General features: G+C 70.4%; 28 protein-coding genes, 1 tRNA gene and 1 riboswitch. Of the genes, 20 read left to right on the forward strand and 9 right to left on the reverse strand.

Going from position 1 to position 23786, the window contains the following annotated elements; genetic code table 11:
• The first annotated feature begins 9 nt into the window (after positions 1 to 9).
• Positions 10 to 204: a hypothetical protein gene (locus tag EFA46_RS02035; protein ID WP_123075234.1), complete on the forward strand. Its 195-nt coding sequence runs from the start codon at positions 10 to 12 to the stop codon at positions 202 to 204.
• On the opposite strand, the gene EFA46_RS02040 is transcribed toward EFA46_RS02035, so the two are convergent.
• Positions 194 to 1231 (reverse strand): Lrp/AsnC family transcriptional regulator, encoded by a 1038-nt coding sequence (locus EFA46_RS02040; RefSeq protein WP_123075232.1) that lies wholly within the window; start codon positions 1229 to 1231, stop codon positions 194 to 196. The genes EFA46_RS02035 and EFA46_RS02040 overlap by 11 nt on opposite strands.
• Before the next feature lie 114 nt (positions 1232 to 1345).
• Here EFA46_RS02040 and EFA46_RS02045 point away from each other — a divergent pair, with 114 nt between their 5' ends.
• The 5 genes from EFA46_RS02045 to EFA46_RS02065 all read left to right on the forward strand — a co-directional run bounded on the left by EFA46_RS02045 (position 1346) and on the right by EFA46_RS02065 (position 4203).
• On the forward strand, positions 1346 to 2431 hold the full coding sequence (locus tag EFA46_RS02045; RefSeq protein WP_123075230.1) for an anthranilate phosphoribosyltransferase: 1086 nt from the start codon (positions 1346 to 1348) through the stop codon (positions 2429 to 2431).
• Positions 2432 to 2504: 73 nt separating this feature from the next.
• Positions 2505 to 3056 carry a peptidylprolyl isomerase gene (locus EFA46_RS02050; RefSeq protein ID WP_123075228.1) on the forward strand — a complete coding sequence of 184 codons (552 nt, stop codon included), beginning with the start codon at positions 2505 to 2507 and terminating at the stop codon, positions 3054 to 3056.
• Positions 3057 to 3100: 44 nt separating this feature from the next.
• Positions 3101 to 3448, forward strand: coding sequence for a ferredoxin (locus EFA46_RS02055; RefSeq protein ID WP_123075226.1), 348 nt, complete (start codon positions 3101 to 3103; stop codon positions 3446 to 3448).
• A 42-nt stretch (positions 3449 to 3490) separates the two neighbouring features.
• Positions 3491 to 3573, forward strand: a tRNA-Leu gene (locus EFA46_RS02060).
• Between the two features lie 192 nt (positions 3574 to 3765).
• Positions 3766 to 4203 carry a universal stress protein gene (locus EFA46_RS02065; RefSeq protein WP_123075224.1) on the forward strand — a complete coding sequence of 146 codons (438 nt, stop codon included), beginning with the start codon at positions 3766 to 3768 and terminating at the stop codon, positions 4201 to 4203.
• Positions 4204 to 4207: 4 nt separating this feature from the next.
• Here the strand turns inward: EFA46_RS02065 and EFA46_RS02070 are convergent, their stop codons facing one another.
• Both EFA46_RS02070 and EFA46_RS02075 read right to left on the reverse strand, forming a co-directional pair.
• Complete coding sequence (locus tag EFA46_RS02070; RefSeq protein WP_123075222.1) at positions 4208 to 4573, reverse strand: CrcB family protein; 366 nt, start codon at positions 4571 to 4573, stop codon at positions 4208 to 4210.
• Between the two features lie 55 nt (positions 4574 to 4628).
• Entirely contained in the window at positions 4629 to 5030 is a 402-nt protein-coding gene (locus EFA46_RS02075) for a CrcB family protein (protein WP_123075220.1), read from the reverse strand.
• 4 nt (positions 5031 to 5034) lie between these two features.
• A riboswitch (Fluoride riboswitch) is annotated at positions 5035 to 5103 on the reverse strand.
• Between the two features lie 86 nt (positions 5104 to 5189).
• On the opposite strand from EFA46_RS02075, the gene EFA46_RS02080 reads away from it, so the two are divergent.
• A complete protein-coding gene (locus tag EFA46_RS02080; protein ID WP_123075218.1) occupies positions 5190 to 5672 on the forward strand; it encodes a DUF5813 family protein in 483 nt (160 codons plus the stop codon).
• 246 nt (positions 5673 to 5918) lie between these two features.
• Here EFA46_RS02080 and tmk read toward each other — a convergent pair whose 3' ends face one another.
• Positions 5919 to 6503, reverse strand: a complete 585-nt coding sequence (tmk, locus tag EFA46_RS02085) for a dTMP kinase (protein ID WP_123075216.1) — start codon at positions 6501 to 6503, stop codon at positions 5919 to 5921.
• Between the two features lie 82 nt (positions 6504 to 6585).
• Between tmk and EFA46_RS02090 the strand changes: the two genes are divergently transcribed.
• The 5 genes from EFA46_RS02090 to EFA46_RS02110 all read left to right on the forward strand — a co-directional run bounded on the left by EFA46_RS02090 (position 6586) and on the right by EFA46_RS02110 (position 10670).
• Entirely contained in the window at positions 6586 to 7470 is an 885-nt protein-coding gene (locus EFA46_RS02090; protein WP_123075214.1) for a complex I NDUFA9 subunit family protein, read from the forward strand.
• A 163-nt stretch (positions 7471 to 7633) separates the two neighbouring features.
• Positions 7634 to 8818, forward strand: coding sequence for a tubulin/FtsZ family protein (locus tag EFA46_RS02095; RefSeq protein WP_123075212.1), 1185 nt, complete (start codon positions 7634 to 7636; stop codon positions 8816 to 8818).
• On the forward strand, positions 8796 to 9578 hold the full coding sequence (locus EFA46_RS02100; RefSeq protein WP_255494077.1) for a hypothetical protein: 783 nt from the start codon (positions 8796 to 8798) through the stop codon (positions 9576 to 9578). Before EFA46_RS02095 ends, EFA46_RS02100 begins: the two co-directional genes overlap by 23 nt.
• 47 nt (positions 9579 to 9625) lie before the next feature.
• Positions 9626 to 10231, forward strand: coding sequence for a 2-phospho-L-lactate guanylyltransferase (cofC, locus tag EFA46_RS02105; protein ID WP_123075208.1), 606 nt, complete (start codon positions 9626 to 9628; stop codon positions 10229 to 10231).
• A 25-nt stretch (positions 10232 to 10256) separates the two neighbouring features.
• Complete coding sequence (locus EFA46_RS02110; RefSeq protein ID WP_123075206.1) at positions 10257 to 10670, forward strand: hypothetical protein; 414 nt, start codon at positions 10257 to 10259, stop codon at positions 10668 to 10670.
• A 2-nt stretch (positions 10671 to 10672) separates the two neighbouring features.
• On the opposite strand, the gene trpB is transcribed toward EFA46_RS02110, so the two are convergent.
• On the reverse strand, positions 10673 to 11824 hold the full coding sequence (gene trpB, locus EFA46_RS02115; protein WP_123075205.1) for a tryptophan synthase subunit beta: 1152 nt from the start codon (positions 11822 to 11824) through the stop codon (positions 10673 to 10675).
• A gap of 98 nt (positions 11825 to 11922) precedes the next feature.
• On the opposite strand from trpB, the gene cofG reads away from it, so the two are divergent.
• The 4 genes from cofG to EFA46_RS02135 all read left to right on the forward strand — a co-directional run bounded on the left by cofG (position 11923) and on the right by EFA46_RS02135 (position 16882).
• Positions 11923 to 13029: a 7,8-didemethyl-8-hydroxy-5-deazariboflavin synthase subunit CofG gene (cofG, locus tag EFA46_RS02120; RefSeq protein WP_123075203.1), complete on the forward strand. Its 1107-nt coding sequence runs from the start codon at positions 11923 to 11925 to the stop codon at positions 13027 to 13029.
• Positions 13030 to 13248: 219 nt separating this feature from the next.
• The gene (locus EFA46_RS02125) at positions 13249 to 14940 is read left to right on the forward strand and encodes a nitrite/sulfite reductase (protein WP_123077317.1); all 1692 of its coding nucleotides are present in this window, start codon (positions 13249 to 13251) and stop codon (positions 14938 to 14940) included.
• Entirely contained in the window at positions 14933 to 16426 is a 1494-nt protein-coding gene (locus EFA46_RS02130) for a Coenzyme F420 hydrogenase/dehydrogenase, beta subunit C-terminal domain (protein WP_123075201.1), read from the forward strand. The genes EFA46_RS02125 and EFA46_RS02130 overlap by 8 nt, the downstream gene beginning before the upstream one ends.
• A 75-nt stretch (positions 16427 to 16501) precedes the next feature.
• Positions 16502 to 16882 (forward strand): tautomerase, encoded by a 381-nt coding sequence (locus EFA46_RS02135; protein ID WP_123075199.1) that lies wholly within the window; start codon positions 16502 to 16504, stop codon positions 16880 to 16882.
• 18 nt (positions 16883 to 16900) lie between these two features.
• On the opposite strand, the gene EFA46_RS02140 is transcribed toward EFA46_RS02135, so the two are convergent.
• The 3 genes from EFA46_RS02140 to EFA46_RS02150 all read right to left on the reverse strand — a co-directional run bounded on the left by EFA46_RS02140 (position 16901) and on the right by EFA46_RS02150 (position 19585).
• On the reverse strand, positions 16901 to 17455 hold the full coding sequence (locus EFA46_RS02140) for a metal-dependent hydrolase (protein ID WP_255494079.1): 555 nt from the start codon (positions 17453 to 17455) through the stop codon (positions 16901 to 16903).
• 13 nt (positions 17456 to 17468) lie between these two features.
• Positions 17469 to 18821 (reverse strand): 7,8-didemethyl-8-hydroxy-5-deazariboflavin synthase subunit CofH, encoded by a 1353-nt coding sequence (gene cofH, locus EFA46_RS02145; protein ID WP_176969827.1) that lies wholly within the window; start codon positions 18819 to 18821, stop codon positions 17469 to 17471.
• A gap of 113 nt (positions 18822 to 18934) precedes the next feature.
• Positions 18935 to 19585 carry a bifunctional 4-hydroxy-2-oxoglutarate aldolase/2-dehydro-3-deoxy-phosphogluconate aldolase gene (locus EFA46_RS02150; RefSeq protein ID WP_123075195.1) on the reverse strand — a complete coding sequence of 217 codons (651 nt, stop codon included), beginning with the start codon at positions 19583 to 19585 and terminating at the stop codon, positions 18935 to 18937.
• A gap of 138 nt (positions 19586 to 19723) precedes the next feature.
• Here EFA46_RS02150 and EFA46_RS02155 point away from each other — a divergent pair, with 138 nt between their 5' ends.
• Both EFA46_RS02155 and EFA46_RS02160 read left to right on the forward strand, forming a co-directional pair.
• Complete coding sequence (locus tag EFA46_RS02155) at positions 19724 to 20749, forward strand: phosphoribosylaminoimidazolesuccinocarboxamide synthase (RefSeq protein ID WP_123075193.1); 1026 nt, start codon at positions 19724 to 19726, stop codon at positions 20747 to 20749.
• Positions 20750 to 20795: 46 nt separating this feature from the next.
• Positions 20796 to 21632, forward strand: coding sequence for a DUF3891 family protein (locus tag EFA46_RS02160; RefSeq protein WP_123075191.1), 837 nt, complete (start codon positions 20796 to 20798; stop codon positions 21630 to 21632).
• 87 nt (positions 21633 to 21719) lie between these two features.
• Here EFA46_RS02160 and EFA46_RS02165 read toward each other — a convergent pair whose 3' ends face one another.
• Entirely contained in the window at positions 21720 to 22685 is a 966-nt protein-coding gene (locus EFA46_RS02165) for a formyltetrahydrofolate deformylase (RefSeq protein ID WP_123077315.1), read from the reverse strand.
• A 165-nt stretch (positions 22686 to 22850) separates the two neighbouring features.
• Here EFA46_RS02165 and purS point away from each other — a divergent pair, with 165 nt between their 5' ends.
• Positions 22851 to 23105 carry a phosphoribosylformylglycinamidine synthase subunit PurS gene (gene purS / locus EFA46_RS02170; RefSeq protein ID WP_123075189.1) on the forward strand — a complete coding sequence of 85 codons (255 nt, stop codon included), beginning with the start codon at positions 22851 to 22853 and terminating at the stop codon, positions 23103 to 23105.
• Entirely contained in the window at positions 23102 to 23773 is a 672-nt protein-coding gene (purQ, locus tag EFA46_RS02175) for a phosphoribosylformylglycinamidine synthase I (RefSeq protein WP_123075187.1), read from the forward strand. The genes purS and purQ overlap by 4 nt, the downstream gene beginning before the upstream one ends.
• Positions 23774 to 23786: the final 13 nt, after the last annotated feature.

Genomic DNA, 23786 nt, shown 5'->3' on the forward strand with positions numbered 1-23786 from the left:
GGGCCACTAATGAGCGAATCGTTCTCGCGGCGGACGCTCGCCGTACTGCTCGTCGTCGGCATCCTCGGGCCGGGGATGGCGCACTACTACGTGAATCGCGCGGGGTTCTCGCTCGTCGCCGACCTGCTCTACGTGGGGGGGTACGCGACGGCGGTGTTCCTCCTCTGGTACGGCTGGCTCCGGCACGTCGAGCTCACCGGGTGAGGAGGTCGTCGTAGCGCGCGCCGGTCTGCTTGAGCGTCGCGGTCGAGGGGAGGCGCTCGTGGTCGTAGGGGAGCGTCTCGGCGGCGAGCTCGTCGACCTTCGCGTCGACGGCGTCGGGGTCGCGCCCGTGCACCATCGTGAAGAGGTTGTACGGCCACTCCTGGTCGGGTCGGCGCGGGCGGTGGTAGCAGAGGGTGACGTAGGGGAGTTCGCCGGCGGCGATCCCGCGCTCGTCGAGGGCGTCGTCGGGGACGTCCCAGACGACCATGCAGTTCGCGTCGAAACCGGTCGCGAGGTGGTTGACGACGCAGCCGATACGCTTGATGCAGTTCCCGGCGAGCAGGTCCCGGAGCGCGTCGAGGACGGCATCGACGTCGGCGCCGACGGCGTCCGCCACGTCCCGATAGGGCGTGCGGGTGAGCGGGAAGCCGTCCTGGACGGCGAGGAGGACGTCGCCCTCGAGTTCGGTGAGGTCGCGGCGGGCGTCCTCGGTGACGCGCGTCGCGGAGACGTCGGTCTCCATGGCGCTCTCGCGCGCGAAGCGGTCGGAGTTGACGACGGGGAACTCGAGGTCGATGTAGTAGTCGGTGCGCATCGGGAGGTTCAGGACGTCGAGGCCGGTTCGGGCCTCGATGTCGGCGAGGATGTGGTCGCGGGCCTCGCGGCTCCCGGCGGTGACGACGAACCACATGTTCCACGGGTTGTCGCGCCGGTAGTTGTGGTTCACCTGCCGGTAGGAGTTCACGACGTCCGCCACCTCGTCGAAGCGCGCGTCGGGCACGCGGAGGGCGGCGAGCGTCGAAGAGCCGATGACGGGCGGGTTGAGGACGGCGCCGAAGCGCCGGAAGACGCCGACGTCCCGGAGGCGCGCGACGCGGTCGTGGGCGTCGCGTTCGGTCGTACCGAGGTCGTCGGCGACGGCGCGGAACGGGCGTTCGACGAGCGGGAAGCCGCTCTGGTAGCCGTCGACGAGTCGCGCGTCGACGCCGTCGAGCGCGTCGCGCCAGTCCCCCTCGAGCGCGGACATACCCGTCCGTAGGCGCGCGCCCCACTACCGTGTATCGGTTGCGCGCCGGGCGCGGGGCGGGACTGGGGAACTGCGATGGGAGATTTTACGGCCGCCGCGTCCGTAGCCCCACGTATGTCGACGATACCCGAGTCCGAGGCCGAGGAGTACGGCGAGTGGCCGCTGAAGCGCTTGATGAGTGACGTCGTCGGGTCCGGCCCGAAGTCCGCCGAGGACATGACGGCCGCGCAGGCGACGGAGGCCTTCGAGCGCATCCTCGGCGGCGCACCCGAGGACACCACGCTCGGCGCGTTCTGGCTGGCGAACCGGTGGAAGAAGAACACCCCCGAGGAGCTCGGTGCGTTCCTGGACGTGATGGACCGCGAGTCCGTGGTGCGCGCCGCGCCCGACTGCGACCCCGTTGACTGCGGCGCGAACTACGACGGGAAGGGCCGTTCGGCGCTCCTCGGGGTGGCGGCGGGCGTCGTCGCGGCGAGCGCGGGCACGCCCGTCGTCGTCCACTCCGGCGACCGCGTCCCCTCGGGGAACGGCGTCGCGTACAAGCACGTCCTCGACGAGCTCGGCGTCGAGACCGACCTCGACCCCGAGGCGTCCGCGCGCATGACGGACGACGTCGGCTTCGGCTTCTACTACCAGCCGAGCTTCAACCCGGGCGTCCACGCGCTCCTCGAGCGCCGCGACGAGATGGGCGTGCGGACGTTCGTGAACACGGTGGAGACGCTCGCGAACCCCGCTGACGCCGACGTCCACCTCGGGAGCTTCTACCACCTCGCGTTCGCGAAGAAGATCGTGGAGACGTTCCGCGAGAGCGAGGCGGCGACCGTCTCGCGCGTCCTCATGTTCCAGGGGATGGAGGGGTACGACGACGTCCGCCCTGGTTCGACGACGGTCGCGGAGTGGAACGAGGGCGGCGACCTCGCGGACTTCACGGTCGAGACGGCCGAGTACGGCATGGACATCGAGAACGAGGACCTGCAGGTCGAGGACGTCGCCGCCGACTCCGCCGCCATCACCGAGGCCGTGCTCGCGGGCGAGCGCGACGACGCGTTCGCGGACGCGGTCGCGCTGAACGCCGCGCTGCGCCTCTACGCCGCCGAGGACGTCGCCGACCTCGACGAGGGGCTCGACGCGGCTCGCGACGCCATCGAGACCGGCGCGGCCGCCGAGGCGCTCGCCGACCTGCGGGCGTTCTCCGCCTGAAACCGCCGCCCCGCGACCGCCCGGTCCAGCACGCACCGGTGGCGTTTTCCGTTCTTGCGCCCACTTCGGGATTATGAGCGACCTGACGGCCACGCTGCACACGAGCGAGGGCGACATCGAGATCGAACTCTACCCGGAGAAAGCGCCGACGACCGTCGCGAACTTCGCGGGCCTCTCGAACGGGAAGATCGCGTGGGAGGACCCCGAGACGGGCGACGTCGTCGAGAACGAGCCCTACTACGAGGACGTCCCGTTCCACCGCATCATCGCGGACTTCATGATCCAGACCGGCGACCGCACCGGCACCGGGCGGGGCGGGCCCGGCTACACGTTCGACGACGAGTTCCACGACGACCTCCGCCACGACGACGCGGGCACGGTCTCGATGGCGAACTCGGGGCCGAACACGAACGGCTCGCAGTTCTTCATCACGCTCGACGCCCAGCCCCACCTCGACGACCGCCACGCGGTCTTCGGCGACGTCGTCGAGGGCATGGACGTCGTCGAGGCCATCGGGAACGTCCCGACCGACCGGAACGACGAGCCGATGAAGGACGTCACGCTCGAGTCCGTGAAGCTCCACGGCGACACCCGCGACCTCGACTACTCCGGCCTCGGCGTCTAGACGGACCGAACACCTGAAGCGCTCGGAGTCCCTTACCGCTACGTATGAGCGATTCGGACGACGAGACCCCCGTCGACCCGTCGACCATCGGCGAGGCGAACGCGCCGTCGGTCGAGGAGGCGCCCTACAAGATCATCTTCGAGGCGAACAAGTGCTTCGGCGCCGGGAAGTGCGCCGCCGTCTCCGACAACTGGGAGATGGACATCACCTCCGGGATGGGGAAGCCCAAGACCTATTTCTTCGACGAGGACGCACTCGACGACAACGTCGCCGCCGCCGAGGCCTGCCCCGCGAAGAAGGGGCCGGGCGTCATCCACGTCGTCGACCGGCGGACGGACGAGGAGGTCGCGCCCGACCCGCACGGCGACGGCACGCTCTCCGTGGACTGGTAGGACACCGAAAACGGTTTGCGGGCGAGCGGACAACTACCGGCTGCGAGAGTGGCTGAGCGGCCAAAAGCGGCGGGCTTAAGACCCGCTCCCGTAGGGGTTCATGGGTTCGAATCCCATCTCTCGCATGCTGTCGCGAACGCACGTGAGCGACGCATCGAGTGGGATTCGCGGCTTAGCGAGTCGCAGTGCGAGCGCACGTGAGCGACCGTCTCGCGTTAGTTCGAATCCCATCTCTCGCATTTTCTGCGAGCGGCGCGAGCACCTCGGGGTCGCGTCCGGCGGTCACGTTCTTGTGACGGGCGTTCGAAGCGAGAGGCATGTACGAGCGAATTCTGGTGCCGACGGACGGGAGCCCGGAGAGCGAGCGCGCCGTCGAGGAGGCACTCGACCTCGCGGCGCTGGCGGACGCGACGGTGGTGGCGCTCTACGTGGTGGACACGAGCGACTACGAGTCGCTACCGGAGGCGAAGTGGGCGGCGTTGCGGAGCGAGCTCGAGTCGGAGGGCGAGCGCGCGGTGGAGGCGGTGGCGGAGCGCGCGAACGAGGCGGGCGTGGACGCGGAGACGGTGGTCGCGGACGGGACACCCCACGAGGTGATTTTGGAGCGCGCGAAGAGCGGCGACGTCGACGCGGTGGCGATGGGGACGCACGGGCGGAGCGGCGTGGAGCGCTTCCTGCTCGGGAGCGTGACGGAGCGCGTCGTCCGCGAGTCGCCGGTGCCGGTGTTGGTGGCACGCGTCGCCGAGTCGGCGTAGCGGGTCAGCCCGCGAGCGCGAGGAGGAGCCACGCGAGCGCGATGGCGGCGCCGGCACCGAGGAGGTTCGCGACAGCGGTAATCGCGGCGCGGACGCGCTCACCGGTCTCCCAGAGCCGGACGGTCTCGACGGCGAACGAGGAGAAGGTGGTGAACGCGCCGCAGGCGCCGGTGCCGAGGAGGAGCATGGCGTCGCTGCCGACGCCCGCGAACGTGAGGAGCGCGAGGAGGAAGCTCCCGACGACGTTGACGGCGAGCGTGCTCGCGGGGACTCCGTCAGCGGCGACGTACTCGCCGACGGCGGTCCGACAGAGCGCGCCGAGCGCGCCGCCGAGGCCGACGAGGGTGGCGGCGGCGAAACCGGAGCTCACGCGAGCCACCTCCGGTGGCGCGTGTGGGTCAACCGGGCGGTGACCGTAGCAGTGGTCACGCGGACCACCCGGTGACGCGGCGGGCGAGCGTGCGACCGGCGAGGACGGCGGCGAAGCCGAGCGCGTAGGTGAGGACGACGTTCGCGACGAGGAGGGCAGGGCGCGCGGTGGCGCTCTGGACGGCGAACGTGCTGTAGGTGGTGAACGAGGAGAGGAAGCCGGTGGAGACGAGGAGGCGGACTTCCTTCGAGAGCGTACCCCGGTAGAGAGTCTCGTAGACGAGGAAGCCGAGCGCGAACGCGCCGAGGACGTTCGCGAGGAGCGTGCCGGGGAGGCCGGGCGCGAGGAGGGCGGCGGCGTACCGGCAGTTCGCACCGGCGACGCCGCCGAGCGCGACGAGGGCGGCGACGCGGAGGCGCGCGCGGAGCGGGCCGGCGGTGAGTGTGCGCGTGGACATGGTGTACGTAGAAGGCGCCATCAGCCGGCGTGTCCGGCGTTCGGGGCGGGCGGACGCCATCGCCCGCGTCCTCGGACGATGCGGCCGGCGAGCACTTAGCGACACCGGAGTGGCGCGTGGAGCGCAACGCCCATTTCCGTCGCTCGCGTTCTCCTGCGTATGAGCGATGTCGAGCGCGAGTTCGAGGAGAGCGAGACGTTCGCGGCCGAGGGCGACGCGTACGTCCCGACGACGAACGACTGGGAGGCGACGGTCGAAGTCGCGGACGGGACGCTGACCGTGACGGTGCGCGTGCCGACGCTGTCGGCGGCCGTCACGGAGCAGGAGACGGTCGCGGACGTCGTCGAGGAGGGGTGGTTGGAGACGCTCGAACTGCGACTGGAGGACGCGCCGAACGTGACGCGCGCCGAAGAAGCGAGCCCGCCGACGGTCGAACGCGAGGGCGGCGACGTCGTCGTGGAGGCGGTCATCGACGCCCGCGCGGGGCACGCCGCCGAGGACGCGCTCGCGGTCGTGAACTACGTCGAGGGGACGTGGTTCGAGGGCATCATCCCGGGCTACGACTACCGGCCGGACGTGCAGGACCTCCGGGACCGGGCGGCGGGCCGGGGGCAGTCGGGCGCGAGCGCCGACCGCCTCTAATCAGTCCATCGCGATGTACGTCTCGGTGTCCTTGACGCCCCGGATGCGCTGAATCGCGTTCGCGGCGACCTCCTTCACGTCGTCGGGGACTCCACGCTGACTGTGACGACGAGGTCGGCGTCGCCGGGGAGTGGGACGTCCTCCGAAGCCGACACCGAGGACGTGCAGGACCTCCTCGGCGCGTCCTCCTCGGGGACTCAGGCGCTCGAGGGAGTGGTGGACACGAAGACGTACATCTCGGTCGGCCTAGTCGACGCGGGCGTCGAAGACGGCCTCGACGCGCTCGGCGACCGCGTCGGGCGACTGCGTGGCGTCGATGCGGACGAACCGCTCGGGGTCGGCCTCGACGAGGCGCTCGTAGTTCTCGCGGACGTCCGCGAGGAACTCGGCCTGCTCGAACTTGTTCGTCGCGCCGGCGCGCTCGGCGGCGGTGTGGGGGTCGACGTCGAAGTAGAGCGTGAGGTCCGGCTCTCTGGTCCACGGCTCGTGGACGTCGCGGAGGAACCGCATGGGGCGGGGGACGCGACCCGACAGGGCGACGCCCTGGTAGGCGTAGCGCGAATCCGAGTAGCGGTCGGAGACGACGACGTCGCCGCGCTCGAGGGCGGGACGGACGAGCCGGGAGAGGTGGGCGGCGTGGTCGGCCGTGTAGAGGAACGCCTCGGCGAGCGGGTCGGCGTCGTCGTCCCGGACGGAGCGGAGGACGGCCTCGCCGTACCACGAGTCCGTGGGTTCGCGGGTGAAGGCGTAGCCGTCGTCGCGGGTCTCGCGGAGCGCCTCCCAGACGGTGGTCTTCCCGCTCCCGTCGATGCCTTCGAGCGTGACGAGCATACGCGGGGTTTCGGGCGTGGCGGTTTATCGCCACCGAAAGCCGGGGACTACCTTTAGGGTCGTACCGCTCGAACGAGCAACCATGAAGGTTCTCGTCACCGGCGGCACGGGATTCATCGGCACGCACCTCTGTCGGGAGCTCGTAGAGCGGGGCCACGACGTGACGGCGCTCGCCCGGACGCCGAACGACGACGGCGTTCCCGAGGGCGTCGAGGCGGTGACGGGCGACGTGACGGCGTACGACTCGATGGAGGGGGCCTTCGAGGGGCAGGACGCCGTGGTCCACCTCGTCGCGCTCTCGCCGCTGTTCAAGCCGAAGGGCGGGGACGAACGGCACTTCGAGGTCCACCTACAGGGCACGGAGAACGTCGTCCGCGCCGCCGAGGCGCACGACGTGCGCAAGCTCGTCCAGCTGTCGGCGCTCGGCGCGGACCCCGACGGCGAGACGGCGTACGTCCGCGCGAAGGGGCAGGCCGAGGCGGCCGTGCGGGAGTCCGACCTCGCGTGGACGATCCTCCGCCCGTCCGTGGTGTTCGGCGAGGGCGGCGAGTTCGTCTCCTTCACGCGAACGCTGACGACGCCGTACGTCACGGCGCTCCCCGGCGGCGGGAAGACGCGCTTCCAGCCGATCTGGGTGGGCGACCTCGTGGGAGTCATCGCGGACGCGTTGAAGCGCGAGCACGACGGCGAGACCTACGAGGTCGGCGGGCCGGAGGTGCTGTCGCTCGCGGACGTCGCGACGCAGATCTACCGCGCGGAGGGGAAGTCGCTGACCGTGCTCTCGGTGCCGATGGGGCTCGCGGGCGTCGGGATGTCGATGGCGGACGCGGTACCGGGCGTGCCGTTCGGGCGCGACCAGTACCGCTCGCTGCGCTTCGACAACACCGTCGCGGAGAACGACGTCGCGGCGTTCGGGCGCGACCCCGCCGACCTGAAGCGCCTCTCGGAGTACCTCCGAGAGCCCTAGCCGACCGTATATAAACAGCTGTTATTCGGCCGAACGGGCGATACGGTGTAACTCGGTTACGAAGGCCGAAACCGCCGAAATCGTCAAATAGGGGGTGTCGTCCGACAGCCGTCATAACAACACTTATCCGTCTCATAGCTCTGTTCTCTGTAACTGGCACCACATGAAACTCGCAATGATCGGCTTCGGGCAGGCCGGGGGGAAGATTCTCGACAGGTTCCTGGAGCACGACGAGCAGACCGGGAGCAACGTCGTCCGCGCCGCCGTCGCGGTCAACACGGCGAAGGCGGACCTGATGGGGCTCGAGCACGTCCCGCAGGAGAACCGCGTCCTCATCGGCCAGTCGCGGGTGAAGGGGCACGGTGTCGGCGCGGACAACGAACTCGGCGCCGAAATCGCCGAGGAGGACATCGACGAGATACAGGGCGCCATCGACTCCATCCCCGTCCACGAGGTCGACGCCTTCCTCATCATCACCGGCCTCGGCGGCGGTACCGGCTCCGGCGGGTCGCCCGTGATGGCGCGCCACATCAAGCGCATCTACACCGAACCCGTCTACGGCCTCGGCGTCCTCCCGGCGGGCGACGAGGGCGGCATCTACACGCTGAACGCCGCGCGCTCCTTCCGGACGCTCGTCCGCGAGGTCGACAACCTCCTCGTCTTCGACAACGACGCGTGGCGCAAGAGCGGCGAGTCGATGCAGGGCGGCTACCGGCAGATAAACGACGAAATCGTCACCCGATTCGGCATCCTCTTCGGCGCCGGCGAGATCGAGCAGGGCGGCGAGGTCGCCGAGAGCGTCGTGGACTCATCTGAGATCATCAACACGCTCGCGGGCGGCGGCGTCTCCACGGTCGGCTACGCCGCCGAGGACGTCTCCGACGAGAAGCAGAGCGGCGGCCTCCTCTCGCGCTTCACCGGCGGGGACGAGCAGTCCAGCCTCGACTCCGCGAGCACGACGAACCGCATCACCTCGCTCGTCCGGAAGGCCGCGCTCGGCCGGCTCACCCTCCCCTGCAAGATCGAGAACGGCGCCGAGCGCGCCCTCCTCGTCACCGCCGGCCCCTCGCAGTTCCTCAACCGGAAGGGCATCGAGCGCGGCCGCAAGTGGCTCGAAGAGCAGACCGGCTCCATGGAGGTCCGGGGCGGCGACTACCCCGTGGAGGACTCGAACAACGTCGCGGCGGTCGTCCTCCTGAGCGGCGTGACCGACGTCCCGCGCATCAAGGAACTCCAGCAGATCGCCATCGAGGCCCGGGAGAACATCGACGACATTCGCGGCGAGAGCGAACAGAACTTACAGGAGCTCGTCGAAGACGATGACGATGAACTCGAGCCGCTATTCTAGCCTCGCGCTCGCGGCGCTGCTCGCGCTCTCCGTTCTCGCGGTCCCGGCGGGTGCGGTCTCCGTTGACGGCACCGCGCCGCCGTCCGCGCAGGTCGGGAGCCAGCAGACCGCGACGTACACGCTCACGGACCTCTACGAGGAGTACGACACGTGGACGCTCCGTGGGAGCACGGAGCTCACGCAGGTGACGTGGACGGTGACGCTCTACGACCAGACCGGCGCGAAGATCGCCCAGCACTCGCCGACCGGGCAGAGCTTCGAGCAGCAGGTGCAGGCGAGCGAGGACGTCAACAAGGTGACGGTGCGCGTCGAGGGGACGGTGCCGTCGGTCGAGGAGTACAGCTACGAGCCGCCCCAGCAGCTCACCATCGCGGAGTTCACGCAGGCCCAGCAGGGCGGCTCCGCGTCGGTGATCGGCGAGGCGCACACCACGCGGCCGTACACCGAGAGCAGTCAGGAGGCACGAACCGCTATCGAGGACGCCCAGAGCGCCATCGAGAGCGCACAGAGCGCGGGCGCGAGCGTGAGTGAGGCGACCTCGCTCGTCGAGAACGCCATCTCCGCGTACGACGCCGGGAACTTCGAGAACGCGGTCTCGCTCGCGAGTCAGGCCGAACAGCAGGCCGAGTCAGCGGCCTCCTCCGCGCAGACCCAGCGCTGGCTGTTCATCGGCGCGGGCGTCGTCGTCGCGCTCCTCGTCGTCGGCGGCGGCGTCTGGTGGTACCTGCGCCAGCGCGACACCTACGACCGCCTCGGCTAGGGTCGAACCCGCACGCCTTTCTACGCTCCTCGTCCTACGACAGCCAGATGCGGACGCTCGTTCCGTTCGACGCCACGGACCCGAAGACGCGCCTCGCGGGACTGTTCTCCCCGTCGGAGCGACGCGACCTCGCGGGCGTGCTGCTCGCGGACGTCCTCGCGGCGCTCCGCGCGGCGGGCGGCGACCCGCTCGTCGTCGCGACCGAGTCGGTCGACTGCGCGGCGCCGGTCGTCGTCGACGAGCGGCCGCTGAGCGACGCGGTGAACGCCCGCCTCGACGCGGGGACGGCGGTGGTGATGGCCGACCTCGCGCTCGCGACGCCGCGCGTGCTGGCGCGCTTCTTCGCGGCGGACGGCGACGTGGTGCTCGCCCCGGGTCTCGGCGGCGGGACGAACGCGCTCGTCGTTCGGGACGACGCCTTCGCGGTCGACTACCACGGCACGTCCTACCTCGACCACCTCCGGGCCGCCGGCGAGCGCGGGCTGTCGGTCCGGGAGTTCGACGCGACGCGGCTCGCGCTCGACGTGGACGAGCGCGCGGACCTCGCGGACGTGCTGGTGCGCGGGGAGGGCGAGACGGGCGCGTGGCTCCGCGAGGCGGGCGTCCACCTCGACCGGACGGGCGGACGGACGACCGTCACCCGAAGCGAGTAAGCGTGTGGCGGGCGACGGGCCGACGATGAGACACCGCCTCCTGCGGGCCGCCGCGTCGGTGGTCGGCCTGCTCGCGCTCGCGGGCGTCACGGGCACGCTGGTCGACGTCGCACTGCTCGCGCTGGACGCCCCGGTGAGGGTCGCCGGCCCGGTGTCGGCGGCGGTGGCGGTGACGGTGGTGCTGCCGGTCGCGGACGCCTACACGCCGCTCGGGCGGGACGTGCGGACGGACGCGCTCCGCCGGGCGGGCCGGGCGCGGCTCGCGCTCGAAGTGCTGCTCGCGGCCGGCGCGGCGTTCGTCGCGGGCGGCGCGCTCGCGGCGGCGGGCCTCCGATTGAACGCGATATTCGGGACGTTCGTCGTCGTCGTCCTCGGGGGCGTCGCCGTGGGCTACGGGTCGTTCGTCCTGCGGAACCGGGAGTTCTACGCGGACGCGTAGGGTTACGCGAGGTCGAAGAGCTCGGCGGCCTGCGCCATGTCCTTGTCGCCCCGACCCGAGAGGTTCACGAGGAGCGTCTCGTGTTCGCCCGCGTCGCCGAGGCGCTTCGCGAGCGCGATGGCGTGACTCGACTCGAGCGCGGGGATGATGCCCTCCATCTCGGCGAGGTCGCGGAAGGCGGCGAGGGCCTCGTCGTCCGGGATGCCCTCGTAGGTGGCGCGCCCGACCTCGCGGAACATCGCGTGCTCGGGGCCGACGCCGGGGTAGTCGAGGCCGGCGGAGACGGAGTGGACCTCGGCGTCCTCGTCGATGACGCGCGTCTTCATGCCGTGGATGACGCCCTCCTCGCCCCTCGCGAGCGGGGCGGCGTGGCGCTTCGAGTCGGCGCCCTCGCCGCCGCCTTCCGCGCCGTAGAACTCGACGGGGTCGTCGCGGAAGGCGTGGAAGAGCCCCATCGCGTTCGACCCGCCGCCGACGCAGGCGACGGCGGCGTCCGGGAGGCCGCCGGTGCGCTCGCGGAACTGCTCGCGGGCCTCGCGGCCGAGAACGCTCTGGAAGTCCCGGACCATCCGGGGGAAGGGGTCGGGGCCGACGACGCTCCCGACGAGGTAGTGGGTGTCCTCGACGTTCGCGGCGAAGTCCTCGAGGGCGGCGTCGACGGCGTCCGCGAGGCCGGCGTCGCCCCGCGTGACCTCGTTCACGTCGGCGCCCATGAGGCGCATCCGGAAGACGTTCATCCGCTGGCGCTCGACGTCCTTCTTCCCCATGTAGATCTCCGTGTCGAGGCCGAGGAGCGCGCCGACCATCGCCGTCGCGGTGCCGTGCTGGCCGGCGCCGGTCTCCGCGATGAGGCGCTCCTTCCCGGCGTGTTTCGCGAGGAGGCCCTGCCCGAGGCAGTTGTTGATCTTGTGCGCGCCGCCGTGGAGGAGGTCCTCGCGTTTGAGGTAGACGTCGACGCCGTACGCCTCGGAGAGCCGCTCGGCGTGATAGAGCGGCGTCGGGCGCCCCGCGAAGTCACGGAGGGAGGCCTCGAGGTCGGCGCGGAAGTCGGGGTCGTCCTCGAGGGCGTCGTAGGCGTCGGCGAGCTGGGCGAGCGGTTCTTCGAGCGGTTCGGGGACGTATCGGCCGCCGTAGCCGTCGAACTCTCCGGACATACCCGGAGAACGCCCCCGGACCGGCATAAAGCGTCCGCCGGACGAGTCGGGTTGTCGGGGTAGCAACCCTTTTCGGGGCGGGCGCAATAGCGACAGGCGTGTTCCCGGGAGTCGAGGAGTACGGGGTGGACGTGCACGTCGCGGACCGCGACGTGGAGCGCGCGCTGGCGGTGCGGCCGGACGACGTCGAGGCCGCCGACGAGCTCTCGTTCGCGCGCAACGTCTTCGTGCCGCTGACGACGGCGTGTCGCTACACCTGCACGTACTGCACCTACTACGACCCGCCCGGGCAGGCGTCGCTGATGACGCCCGAGGAGATACGCGAGACGTGTCGGCGCGGCGCCGACGCGGGCTGTACGGAGGCCCTGTTCACCTTCGGCGACGACCCGGACGACCGATACACGGAGATTCACGCCGAGCTCGCGGAGCTCGGTCACGACTCCATCCACACGTACCTCCGGGAGGCGTGCGAGATCGCGCTCGACGAGGGCCTCCTCCCGCACTCGAACCCGGGCGACCAGACGCACGCGGAGATGGCGGAAGTCGCCGACGTGAACGCCTCGATGGGCGTGATGCTGGAGACGACCGCCGAGGTGCAGGCGCACGGCGGGCCGCGCTCGAAGGTGCCGGGCCAGCGCCTGAACACCATCGCGAACGCCGGGAAGCTCGACGTGCCGTTCACGACGGGCATCCTCGTGGGAATCGGGGAGACGTGGCGCGACCGGGCCGAGAGCCTGCTCGCGATCCGCGACCTCCACGAGCGCTACGGGCACGTCCAGGAGGTCATCGTCCAGCCGGTCTCGGACAACGAGCGCTGGCACGAGGGGTCGCCCTCGACGGCGACGATGCGCCGCGTCGTCGCGATGGCGCGCGCCGTCCTCCCCGACGCGGTGTCGGTGCAGGTGCCGCCGAACCTCTTCGACGCCCGCGAGGTGGTGGACTGCGGCGTCGACGACCTCGGCGGCGTCTCGCCGGTGACGGACGACCACGTGAACCCGGACTACGCGTGGCCGGCGCTGCGCGAACTCGAAGCGGTCGCCGAGCACGCGGGCGTCCCGCTCGCGGAGCGCCTCCCGACCTACGAGCGGTTCCTCGAGTCGGAGCGCTGGACGTCCGAGCGGATTCGGGCGGCGCTCGAAGCGGCGGACGAGGCGGGCGAGCGCTATCGGGCGGTTCGGGCGGGGGCGACCGGCGTAGCCGACTGACCACGTCACAGTATGAGGCAACAATTGCCCCATCCTACGACCCGAGGGCGAGCGGGGTTCGCGGCGAACCGTCGCACTCGGGGCGGGCCGAGCGGGTGTTCGCGGGTCGCGGCGTGTCACGTACGGCGGCGAGTCACGTCCCGTACTCGGGAGCCGTGACACTCCTTGCAGGCATACGCAGAAAGAGGGTCGCGCGCGTGTAGTACCCACCTAGTGAGTCTGAACACGACCGAGCAGTGGAAACAGGAGAAACACCCCCTCGACGTCGTCGAGGACCTCCGCGAGTACGCAGAGGAGGAACTCGGTTTCGACGACATCGAGGAGCGGGCGGGCGACGGCGAGTGGGAGCGTCTCAAGTGGGCGGGGGCGTACACGCAGAAGCAGGACGGCTACTTCATGGTGCGGACGAAGGTCCCCGGCGGGCACCTCACCCCCGAGCAGGCCGAAGTCATCGGCGAAGTCGCCGAGGAGTACGCCGTCCAGCCCGACGAGGAGTACGAGGAGGTCAACGACGAGTTCTGGGGCGACGCCTACCTCGACATCACGACGCGTCAGGACATCCAGATGCACTGGGTCGAGGTCGAAGACGTCCCCGAAATCTGGGACAAGTACGACGAGGTCGGACTCACCACGATTCAGGGGTGTGGTGACTCCGCGCGGAACGTGCTCGGCTGTCCGGCCGCCGGCCTCGACGACCACGAATGCTTCGACGCCCAGCCCGTCATCGACGCCGTCTCCGACTACTTCACGAACAACCGGGAGTACGCCAACCTCCCCCGAAAGTTCAAGATGACCATCACGGGCTGCAAGCACGACTGCGCGCAGTCCCAGATCAACGACGTCGGCCTCGTCCCCGCGAAGAAGCAGACCGACGAGGGCGCCGTCTACGGCTTCCACGCTCGCGTCGGCGGCGGCCTCTCCGACGGCCCGCGAATGGCCTCCGAACTCGACGTCTTCGTCCGCCCCGAGCACGCCGTCGAGTTCTGCCGCGCCATCGCGCAGACGTTCAAGGAGCTCGGCGACCGCCACAACCGCGGCGTCTGCCGGATGCGCTACCTCGTCCAGCAGATGGGCCCGGAGAACTTCGAGCAGGCGGTCCGCGACCGCTGTGACGTCGACCTCCCGAACGCCGGCATCGATCTCACCGAGGGGTACACCGGCGACCACGTCGGCGTGCACGACCAGAAGGAGGACGGCCTGAAGTACGTCGGCTTCAACGTCATCTCCGGGCGCGTCGGCGGCGACGAGTTCGTCGAGGCCGCCCGCGCCGCGAAGGAGTACGGCACCGAGGAGTCGACCGTTCGCCTCGCGACCGACCAGAACTTCCTCATCACGCACGTCCCCGAGGAGAACGTCGAGGACCTCGTGAACGAGGCGTTCGCCGAGGACTACCAGCCCGACCCCGGCCCGTTCTCCCGTGGCGCGGTCGCCTGTACGGGCACCGAGTACTGCAAGTACGCCATCATCGAGACGAAGGCGCGCACGAAGCAGTGGGCGCGCCAGCTCGACGAGCAGATCCAGACGCCCGACGACCTCGACGTCGTCCGCATGCACATGTCCGGGTGCTCGGCGTCCTGCGCGCAGCCCCAGATCGCGGACGTCGGCTTCCGCGGCGAGACCGTGAAGGTCGAGACCGCCGACAACAGCGACGACGACATCGTCGAGGGCATGGACTTCGGCCTCGGCGGGAGCCTCGGCCCCGACAACGCCTTCCTCGACTGGGTGGAGACCGCCGTTCCCGCCGGGAGCGTCACCGGCGCCCTCGAGGAGCTGTTCGCCGTCTACACCGAGGAGCGCACGGAGGGCGAGCGCTTCTACGAGTGGACGCGCCGCGTCGACAACGACCGCCTGCGCACCGTGATGCAGCGTGCCGACGGCCCCGTCTCCAAGGGGGTGGCTCACGGTGACTGATCGGACCCCGGGCGTCCCGAACGTCGGGTCGCCGAGCGAGAGCGACGGCGAGAGCGGCTCCTGCGGGAGCGACTGCGGCTGTTCGACGGACGCCGGCCCGAGCGAGGAGTCCACGGCCGTCCGCGCCGACGGCGCGGGCGCCGTCAACGTCGACGAGAACGGCCAGCTCGGCGACGTCGACTTCACGCCGCCCTCCGAGGGGAAGAGTCAGGACGTCGACTCGCCGGGCGCGGAGCCCGACGCGCGCGTCGGCGTTCCCGAGGGCGTCGACCTCGACACGCCCGAGTACTCGATCCGCTCGGAGATGAACGACATCGACACGCCCGACGACAAGACGTGGTTCATGGAGCTCGACGAGGCCGTCATCGACGCCGACCGCTGTATCCAGTGCGGGACGTGCGTCGCCGCCTGCCCCTCGGACTCCATCGGCGTCGGCGACGACGGCCACCCCGAACTCGTCAAGATGTGTACGGGCTGCTCGATGTGTTGGGACTTCTGTCCGCGCGGCGGCCTGCGCTACGAGCGCCAGTGGAAGATCACCGGCGGCGACGACAACGTCTCCGGCGCTGGCGACCCCATCACGGAGTTCACCGCGAAGGTCCGCGACGACTGGCACGAGGACGCCCAAGACGGCGGCGTCGTCACCGCGATGCTCTCCACGCTCCTCGAGGACGGCGAAATCGACGGCGCGCTCGTCGCCACCGAGTCCGAGGAGGACCCGTGGAAGGCCGAGTCCTTCCTCGCGACGAGCCACGAGGACCTCGTGGAGAACGCCGGGTCGTTCTACAACCAGACGATGGCGCTCGGCAACCTCGACCTCGGGCAGTGGGAGCACAAGCTCCCCGAGAAGGACCCCGAGGACCTCAGCCTCGCGCTCGTCGGCACGCCCTGCGAGATCGAGGGCATCAGCGCCCTCCAGGACTTCGACTGGTCGAAGGGCGCGCAGACGGAGCTCGTTGAAGCCGTCGACTTCCGCATCTCCCTGATGTGCACGAAGAACTTCAACTACGAGCGCCTCATCGGCGAGCAGCTCGCCGAGAAGCGCGACATCTACCCCGAGGACATCGGGAAGATGGACGTCATCGAGGGCGAGATGCGCGTCTACGGGACCGACGGCGAGCAGATCATCGCCGAGGACGTCAACGAGTTCCACGACGCCACCCTCAAGGGCTGTGACGAGTGTGCGGACTTCACCGGCATGACCTCCGACGTCACCGTCGGCTCGGTGGGGTCGGCGGACGGCTACTCCTCCGTCATCGTCCGCAACGAGCAGGGGATGAAGGCGTGGGAGGCCACCGAGGCCGCCCTCGAGCACCGCGACCTCGACTCCCGGAAGGCGGTCGGGAAGCTGCAGGGCTGGGACAAGAAGAAGGCCTTCGAGTCGCTCGAGCGTCCCTTCGACCCGGACGCCCCGCGATTCATCGACTACACCGACCACGCCGAGTACTACGGCACGCAGGTCGCCCCGCACGACCGGGGCCACTGACGGCGTCGGACTCACGCGACTCTCCTCTCCGTTCTGCCGCGCGGTTTTTTGTGCCGACGACGCGGACGGTCAGCCATGCCGCTCCTCCAGTTCGACACGACGCTATCGCTCGACGCCACGGAGACGGAGGCCTTCGCCGCGTTCGTCCGCGAGACGTACGCCGAGCGGATGCGCACGGGGACGAGTCACGTCGCCGTCACCGTCCGCGAGCACGACGAGTCGGCGCTCTCCATCGGGCGCGGCGTCGAGGGCGACCTGCTCTTCGCGGACGCCGAGGTCCGGCGCGGCCGCGACGACGAGACGAAGCGCGACTTCGCGCTCGCCGTGATGGAGCACGTCCACGAGGCGTACGGCGTGCCGACGCCGAACCTGAAGGTGGTGTTCACCGAGCACGACGGGCCGTCGATGATGGGCTACGACCGCGTCGGCGGCGAGTGGACGCCCGAGGAGGGGTAACTACCGCACGCGACTGCGTCACTCGAGGAGCCACGGCGCCCACTCGGGGAGGCGCTTGCGGACGGCGGTGTACGTCGCGGAGACCGGGAGCGTGAGGACGACGAGCCACCGGACGGGGCCGTCGAACGCGGCGACGCAGACGAGCGCGAGCGCGCCGCCGAGCGCGAGGTCCTCGGGTGCGCCGTCCCAGCGCACCCAGTGGCGCGGGTGGACCCAGCGCCCGCGCAGGCGGCAGTAGACGCCGCGGTGGTCGTCGCGAACCCACGGGCGCGGCGCGAGGCCGCCGCCGAACGCGTCCGCGACGGAGTGGAGGGCGGCCGACGCCACGAACGCCGCGACGGCGACCGTGGCGACGGCGGGTCTGAGGATGGCGACGCCCGCGAGGGCGAGCGCGAGGAGCGTGTAGTAGTCGGGGTAGTGGAGGGTGCGGCGGTGCTCGCCGACGAGGAGGTCGAGGTCGGGGAAGACGCCGCCGCAGAAGGCCGCGAGCGCCGCGACGCCGGCGAGTTCGGGCGAGACCGGGATGAGGAGCGCGCTCAGCGCCGCGCCCATCGCCGCGTGCGTCGTGACCATCATGCGGGCGTCCCTAGTCGAGGAGCGGCGTGCCGTCGGCCTCCGGGCCGAGGCGCGGGCCGATGACGTCCGCGTCCGGGTCGACGCGGCGGCGCTCCGTGTAGTCGGTCGAGCGCTCGACGGGCGTGCGGCCGATGGCCGTGATCATCTCCGCGTAGTCCCGGAAGGAGCGGAACTCGCCGTACTCGCCGCCCGCGCGCTTCGTGATCTCCTCTGAGAGGATGGTGCCCATGAAGTCGTCCGCGCCGCAGTTCAGGAGCTTCATCCCGTGCTCGTCGCCGTACTTCACCCACGAGGACTGAATGTGCTCGACGTTGTCGAGGAAGAGCCGGGCGACGGCGACCATGAGTTCGTCCTCGGCCTTCGAGGCGCCCGAGTCCACGACGCCGTGCTCGTGGAGCGGCGTGTTCTGGTGGATGAACGACAGCGGGACGAACTCCGTGATGTTGTCCGTGCGGTCCTGCAGGTCGCGAATCACCTTCAGGTGCTGGACGCGGTGGGCCTCGTTCTCGACGTGCCCGTACATGATGGTCGCGGTCATCGGGAGGCCGACGTCGGCGGCGGCCTCCATCGACGCCACCCACTCGTCGGTGGTGATCTTCCCCGGGCAGATGACGTCGCGCACCTCGTCGACGAGGATTTCGGCCGCCGTCCCGGGCACCGTCTTCAGCCCGACGTCCGCGAGCTCGCGGTAGACGTACTCGTAGTCCCAGTCCGCGCCGCGCTGGGCGTGATGGACCTCCTCGGGCGTCATCGAGTGGACGTGCGCGCCCGTCTCCGCCATCGCCGCGATCTGCTCGCGGTAGGTCGCGGGCGGCGTCTCGTAGACCTCGGGGGGTTTGAAGTTGAGTTCGGGGTCGTCGGGGTCGAGGAGTTCGCGGTGCTCCTCGTCGAGCGTCATGCCGGGGTGGAGGCCGGACACCGACGTGACCTCGTAGACGCCGCGCTCGACGGCGTCGCCCACGATGTCGCGGGATTCCGCCGGCGTCTTCGTGAAGCCCCCGTGCTCCTCCTGATACTCTTCCTCGAACTGGTGGGCGGTGTCCTTGAAGTTGCAGAAGAGACAGCCGACGTTGCACGCGGTGGTGACGTTGTTGTTGACGTTCGCGACGAACGTCACCTCGTCGCCGACCACCTCCGCGCGCCGGCGGTCAGCGGCCTCGAGGACGAGTTCCTTGCGTCGCGGGTCGATGCCCACGGAGTCCGTCCCCGTGGTCATGAGTTCGATGCCGTCGTCGACGCTGAGCCGCTCGCCGTCGCGGGCCTTCGCGAGCGCGTTCTCGAAGGATTGGTCGGTCTCGGGCAGCACCTCGAAGCCGAACTCGTCGGCCTCGAGCGAACTCGCCCGGTCGTCGATCCAAGACATACTCGCAGTTGCGCGCGGACACCCAAAAGCAGGCGGGTAGCGTCGGGAGAGTTGGGCAGTCGAGCGCGACGTGCGTCACTCGGCCCCGCGACCCGCTCGCGTCTTCGCGACGCTTACGCGTCGCGTCCTGCCTCCACGGCGGCGACGAGTTCCGCCGCGTTCTCGGTGATGACCTCGAAGTCGCCGCGCTCGATGGCGTCCTCGTCGATGAGCGAGCCGCCCGCGCCGACGGCGACGGCGCCCGCCTCGACGTACTCCTGTGCGTTCGACGGGCCGACGCCGCCGGTGGGGATGATGGGAATCTGGCCGAGCGGGCCCTTGATGGCGCCGACGTGCGAGGGGCCGACCGTCTTCGCGGGGAAGACCTTCACGACGTCCGCGCCCGCCTCGTAGGCGGTGACGGCCTCCGTGGGCGTCATGACGCCGGGCGCGCAGACGACGCCGTAGCGACTGCACGTCTCGATGACCTCCTCGTGGAGCGACGGGGAGACGACGAATTGCGCGCCCGCGCGGAGCGCGGCGTTCGCGGTCTCCTCGTCGATGACGGTGCCGGCGCCGACGTGGACTTCGGTGCCCTCGAAGTGGTCGGCGAGCTCGCGGATGCCCTCGATGGCGCCCGGCGAGTCGGCGGTGACCTCGATGGTGGTGACGCCGCCCTCGCGGAGGGCGTCCCCGGTCTCGACGAGCGTCTCCGGGTCGAGGCCGCGCATGACCGCGACGACACCGCAGTCGGTGAGTTCCTGTAGGGTCGGGTGTGACGACATACCCGTTTCTCGCCGCCGGGACGGCATAAATGCAGGTGGGACGAAAGAACCACGTTCGTGTATAACTCTATGGAGAGGAGTCGAATGATAGGCACGTCGATGGAAACCCCTTAGTCCCCGGCTGTCCGAGAGGCGGGTATGACGAGCGTGAAGGACCTCGTGGTCGAGGACGCCCCGACAGCCGACGCACCCGGCCGCGGTCGGTTCGCGTTCACCGACGACTACAGCGTCTTCGACTGGGGGAAGATGCCCGACGAGATTCCGCAGAAGGGCGCCGCGCTCTGCACGATGGGCGCGTACAACTTCGAGCTCCTCGACGTCAACCACGTCCCGACGCACTACGAGGGCGTCGTCGACCCCGAAACCGGCGAGGTCGTCGAACTCGGCGAGGCGAGCGCGCCGCCGACGGAGATGGTCATCGACCTCGTGGAGGTCCCCGACCTCCCCTTCGAGGGTGGCGCGTACGACTACGACGCCTACCACGGTGGGGCGGGCACGAACTACATCATCCCCCTCGAAATCGTCTTCCGGAACACCGTCCCCGTCGGGTCGAGTCTGCGCTCGCGCGGCGCACCCGCCGACTTCGGCCTCGACGCCGAGGAGTGGCCGGACGAACCCGTCACGCTCCCGGAGCCGGTCGTCGAGTTCTCCACGAAGTACGAGGAGCAGGACCGCTACCTCTCGCGCGCGGAGGCCGACCGCATCGCGGGCGACGCCGACGTGGATGCCCTCGAGGAACTCGCGCTCGCCGTGAACCACGTCGTCACCGAGCAGGCCAGCGAGGGCGGCTTCGACCACCAGGACGGCAAGATCGAGTGCGCGTACGTCGACGGCACGATTCGGGTCGCGGACGTCGTCGGCACCTTCGACGAGAACCGCTTCGCCTACGGCGACCAGCAGGTCTCGAAGGAGGTCGTCCGGCAGTACTACAAGTCCTACGACCCCGCGTGGGTCGACGCCGTGAGCGCCGCGAAGGCCGAGGCCGACGAGCGCGGCGTCGCCGACTGGCGCGACCTCTGCGAGGCCTCCCCCGACCCGCTTCCCGAGACCGTCATCGACGCCGTCGCCGACCTCTATCGCGCCGGGACGAACGCCTACACGGGCAGCGACTGGTTCGACGCGCCGGACGTCGAGGCCGCCGTGGACGCCGTTCGCGACCTCTAGTCGCGTCTCCGCCCTCCTTCTTGGTGCTCGGGCGCCTACCCGGTGTATGATCGTCACGGAGGCCGCAGGCCGCTACCGATTCGTCACCCAGCCCGCGCACGCCGCGCTCTCCGGGCGCTTCGCGCGCCACTGGGGGAGCGACGCCGTCGCCGCGCCGGAGCCGCGCCACCCGCTCGTCGTCGCCGCCGAGCACCACGACCAGGGGTGGAGCGACTACGACACGCGCCCGCGCCTCGACGACGACGGCGAGCCGGTGGGGTTCGTCGAGGCGGACGGCGACGACTGGGTCGACTTCTACGCCCGCGGCGTGGACGTCGTCGCCGACATCGACCCCTACGCCGGCCTCCTCACGTCGATGCACGCCGCCGGCCTCCGGCGCGGCGGCTACGGCGTCCGCACCGAAATCCTCGACCTGAGCGACCGCGCGCCCTACGCGTCGTTCGTCGCCGCACAGGAGGCCCGGCAGGACGACCTCCTCGACGCCCTCGCGGACGGCGACGCGTACGACGTCGGCGAGCGCGAGCGCGACGTCCTCGACGCCGTCCACGCCGAGGGCGCCGCGCCCGCGGGCGCGATCCGGAGCCCGCTCTGGCGGAACTACCTCCTCCTGCAGGCGCTCGACTCGCTCTCGCTCTACGTCTGCGACAGCGCGCGCTACGAGGCGGCGACGGTCGGGCCCGTACCGACGGGCGACGACGACACCACCGGTATCGACGTCTCACCCGTCGGGCCGGCGACGCTCCGCCTCGACCCGTACCCCTTCGACGTGCCATCGCTCTCCGCGACGATACCGCGACGGATCGTCCCCGTGGACGCCGACGACCTCGTCGCGGCGTACTTCGACGCGGACGTCCGGCGCGCCGAACTGACGTTCGTCCCGTGAGGAACGCGCGAAGCGGCGCGCCGCTCCGCGTGAAAAAGCGGTCGCTGGAGACGAACTGGGTCGAAGGGAGCGGGAGTGAGAAGGCCGCTAGTCGTCGGTGTTCGGCTCGACGGGGTCGGCGTCCTCGACGTCGAGGGCGTCGTCGACGGGCGCGTTCGGGTTCGCGTCGCGCGCCTCGGGCGTGAGCCCGAGCTGGTACTGCTCGGGGTCGCCACGGAACTCGACCTTCCCTCTATGAACGGCGATGTCGTCGTTGAGGTGGAGGCGCAGGCTCTCGAAGAGCACTTCGGCCTCGACGGGCTGGCCGCGCGCCTTCAGGTCGGCGCGGTCGGCATCCGGGGGGACGTCGAAGGCGCGCTGGGCGATGATCGGGCCCTGGTCGAGGTCGGTAGTGACGTAGTGGCCGGTGACGCCCGCGATACGGACGCCGGCGTCGAGCGCCTGCCGGTAGGGTTCCGCGCCGGGGAAGGCGGGGAGGAGGCTCGGGTGGACGTTGATGATGCGGCCCTCGTAGCGGAAGACGACGTCCGGTGAGAGGATGCGCATGTAGCGCGCGAGGCCGATGCAGTCCACCTCGTACTCCTCGAGGAGTTCGAGGAGGCGCTCCTCGTCGGGCTTGCCGGACTCGGTGCCGATGTCGTAGAAGGGGACGTCGTGGGCGTCGGCGATGCCCTCGAGTTTCGAGTGGTTGCCGACGATGACGCGGATTTCGGCGTCGAGTTCGTCGCGGCGCTCGAGGATGTACTCGAGGGGGTGAGACTCCTTCGTGACGAGGAGCGCGAGGCCGCGTGCGACCTCCTCGCTCGGGAAGCGGACGGTGACGTCGACGCCGAGGTCGGCGGCGATGTCGTCGAGGCTCTCGCGGAGGGTCTCGCGCGTGCAGACCATCTCGGAGATGTCCGCGTGGAGCGTCATCCGGAAGGTGCCCTCGCGGACGGCCTGGTCGATGTCCTCGATGTTGATCCCGCGCTCGAACAGCGCGGAGGTGACGTTCGCGACGATTCCCGTCTTGTCTCCTCCGACGACGGTAATCTCGGCGAATTCGCTCGTCATCGCGACCACCTCCGCTGACTGTCGAACGCGGACATACAGCGTTCCGAAGGTGGCGCGTAGTGAAAAGGCCCGCGTCTTCGGACCGCTCCCGGGCGATGTCGCACGAACGTGTAACACCCCGTCGTTTCAGAAGGCTTTTTGACCACGGACACGCACCCTCACGCGATGAGCGCCTACACCGCGACGGTGACCGTCCGACTCAAGCGCGGCGTCCTCGACCCCGAGGCCGAGACGACGAAGCACGCCCTCGAGCGCCTCGGCTTCGAGCTCGACGAACTGCGCTCGATGGACCGCTTCGAGCTCGACCTCGACGCCGCGGACGCGGACGCCGCCGCAGAGCGGGCCGAGGAGATGGCCGAGCGCCTGCTCGCGAACCCGACCATCCACGACTACGACGTGGAGGTCGCCGCGCGCGAATGATCGCCGTGATTCGCTTCGGCGGGTCGAACTGCGACCGCGACGCCGTGCGCGCGCTCGAAGCGGTCGGCGTCGACGCCGAAATCGTCTGGCACGAGGACGGCCTCCCCGCCGACACGGAGGGCGTCGTCTTCCCGGGCGGGTTCTCCTACGGCGACTACCTCCGCGCGGGCGCGATGGCGGCGCGCTCGCCGATTCTGGACGACGTGCGCGACGCCGCCGAGTCGGGCACGCCCGTCCTCGGCATCTGCAACGGCGCGCAGATCGGCTGCGAGGCCGGCCTGACGCCGGGCGCGTTCACGACGAACCGCTCGGCGCGCTTCCAGTGCGAGCACGTCCACCTCCGCGTCGAGCGCGCCGACACGCCGTGGACGGCCGCCTACGAGGAGGGCGACGTCGTCGAGTTCCCCATCGCGCACGGCGAGGGGCGCTTCGAGATTCCCGACGCCGAACTGGCGGCCGTCGAGGACGAGGACCGGGTCCTCTTCCGCTACTGCGACGCCGACGGGAACGTCACTGACGACGCGAACCCGAACGGCTCGAAGCACAACGTCGCGGGCCTCCTCGGCGCGGACGAGACGGTCGCCGTCATGATGCCCCACCCGGAGCGCGCCGCGCTCCCGCTCCTCGGCGGAACGGACGGGCAGGGCGTGTTGGAGGCGTTCGCGTAACTGTCGGAGACAG

This window comes from Halarchaeum sp. CBA1220 (assembly GCF_003721175.2).
GTDB lineage: Archaea > Halobacteriota > Halobacteria > Halobacteriales > Halobacteriaceae > Halarchaeum > Halarchaeum grantii.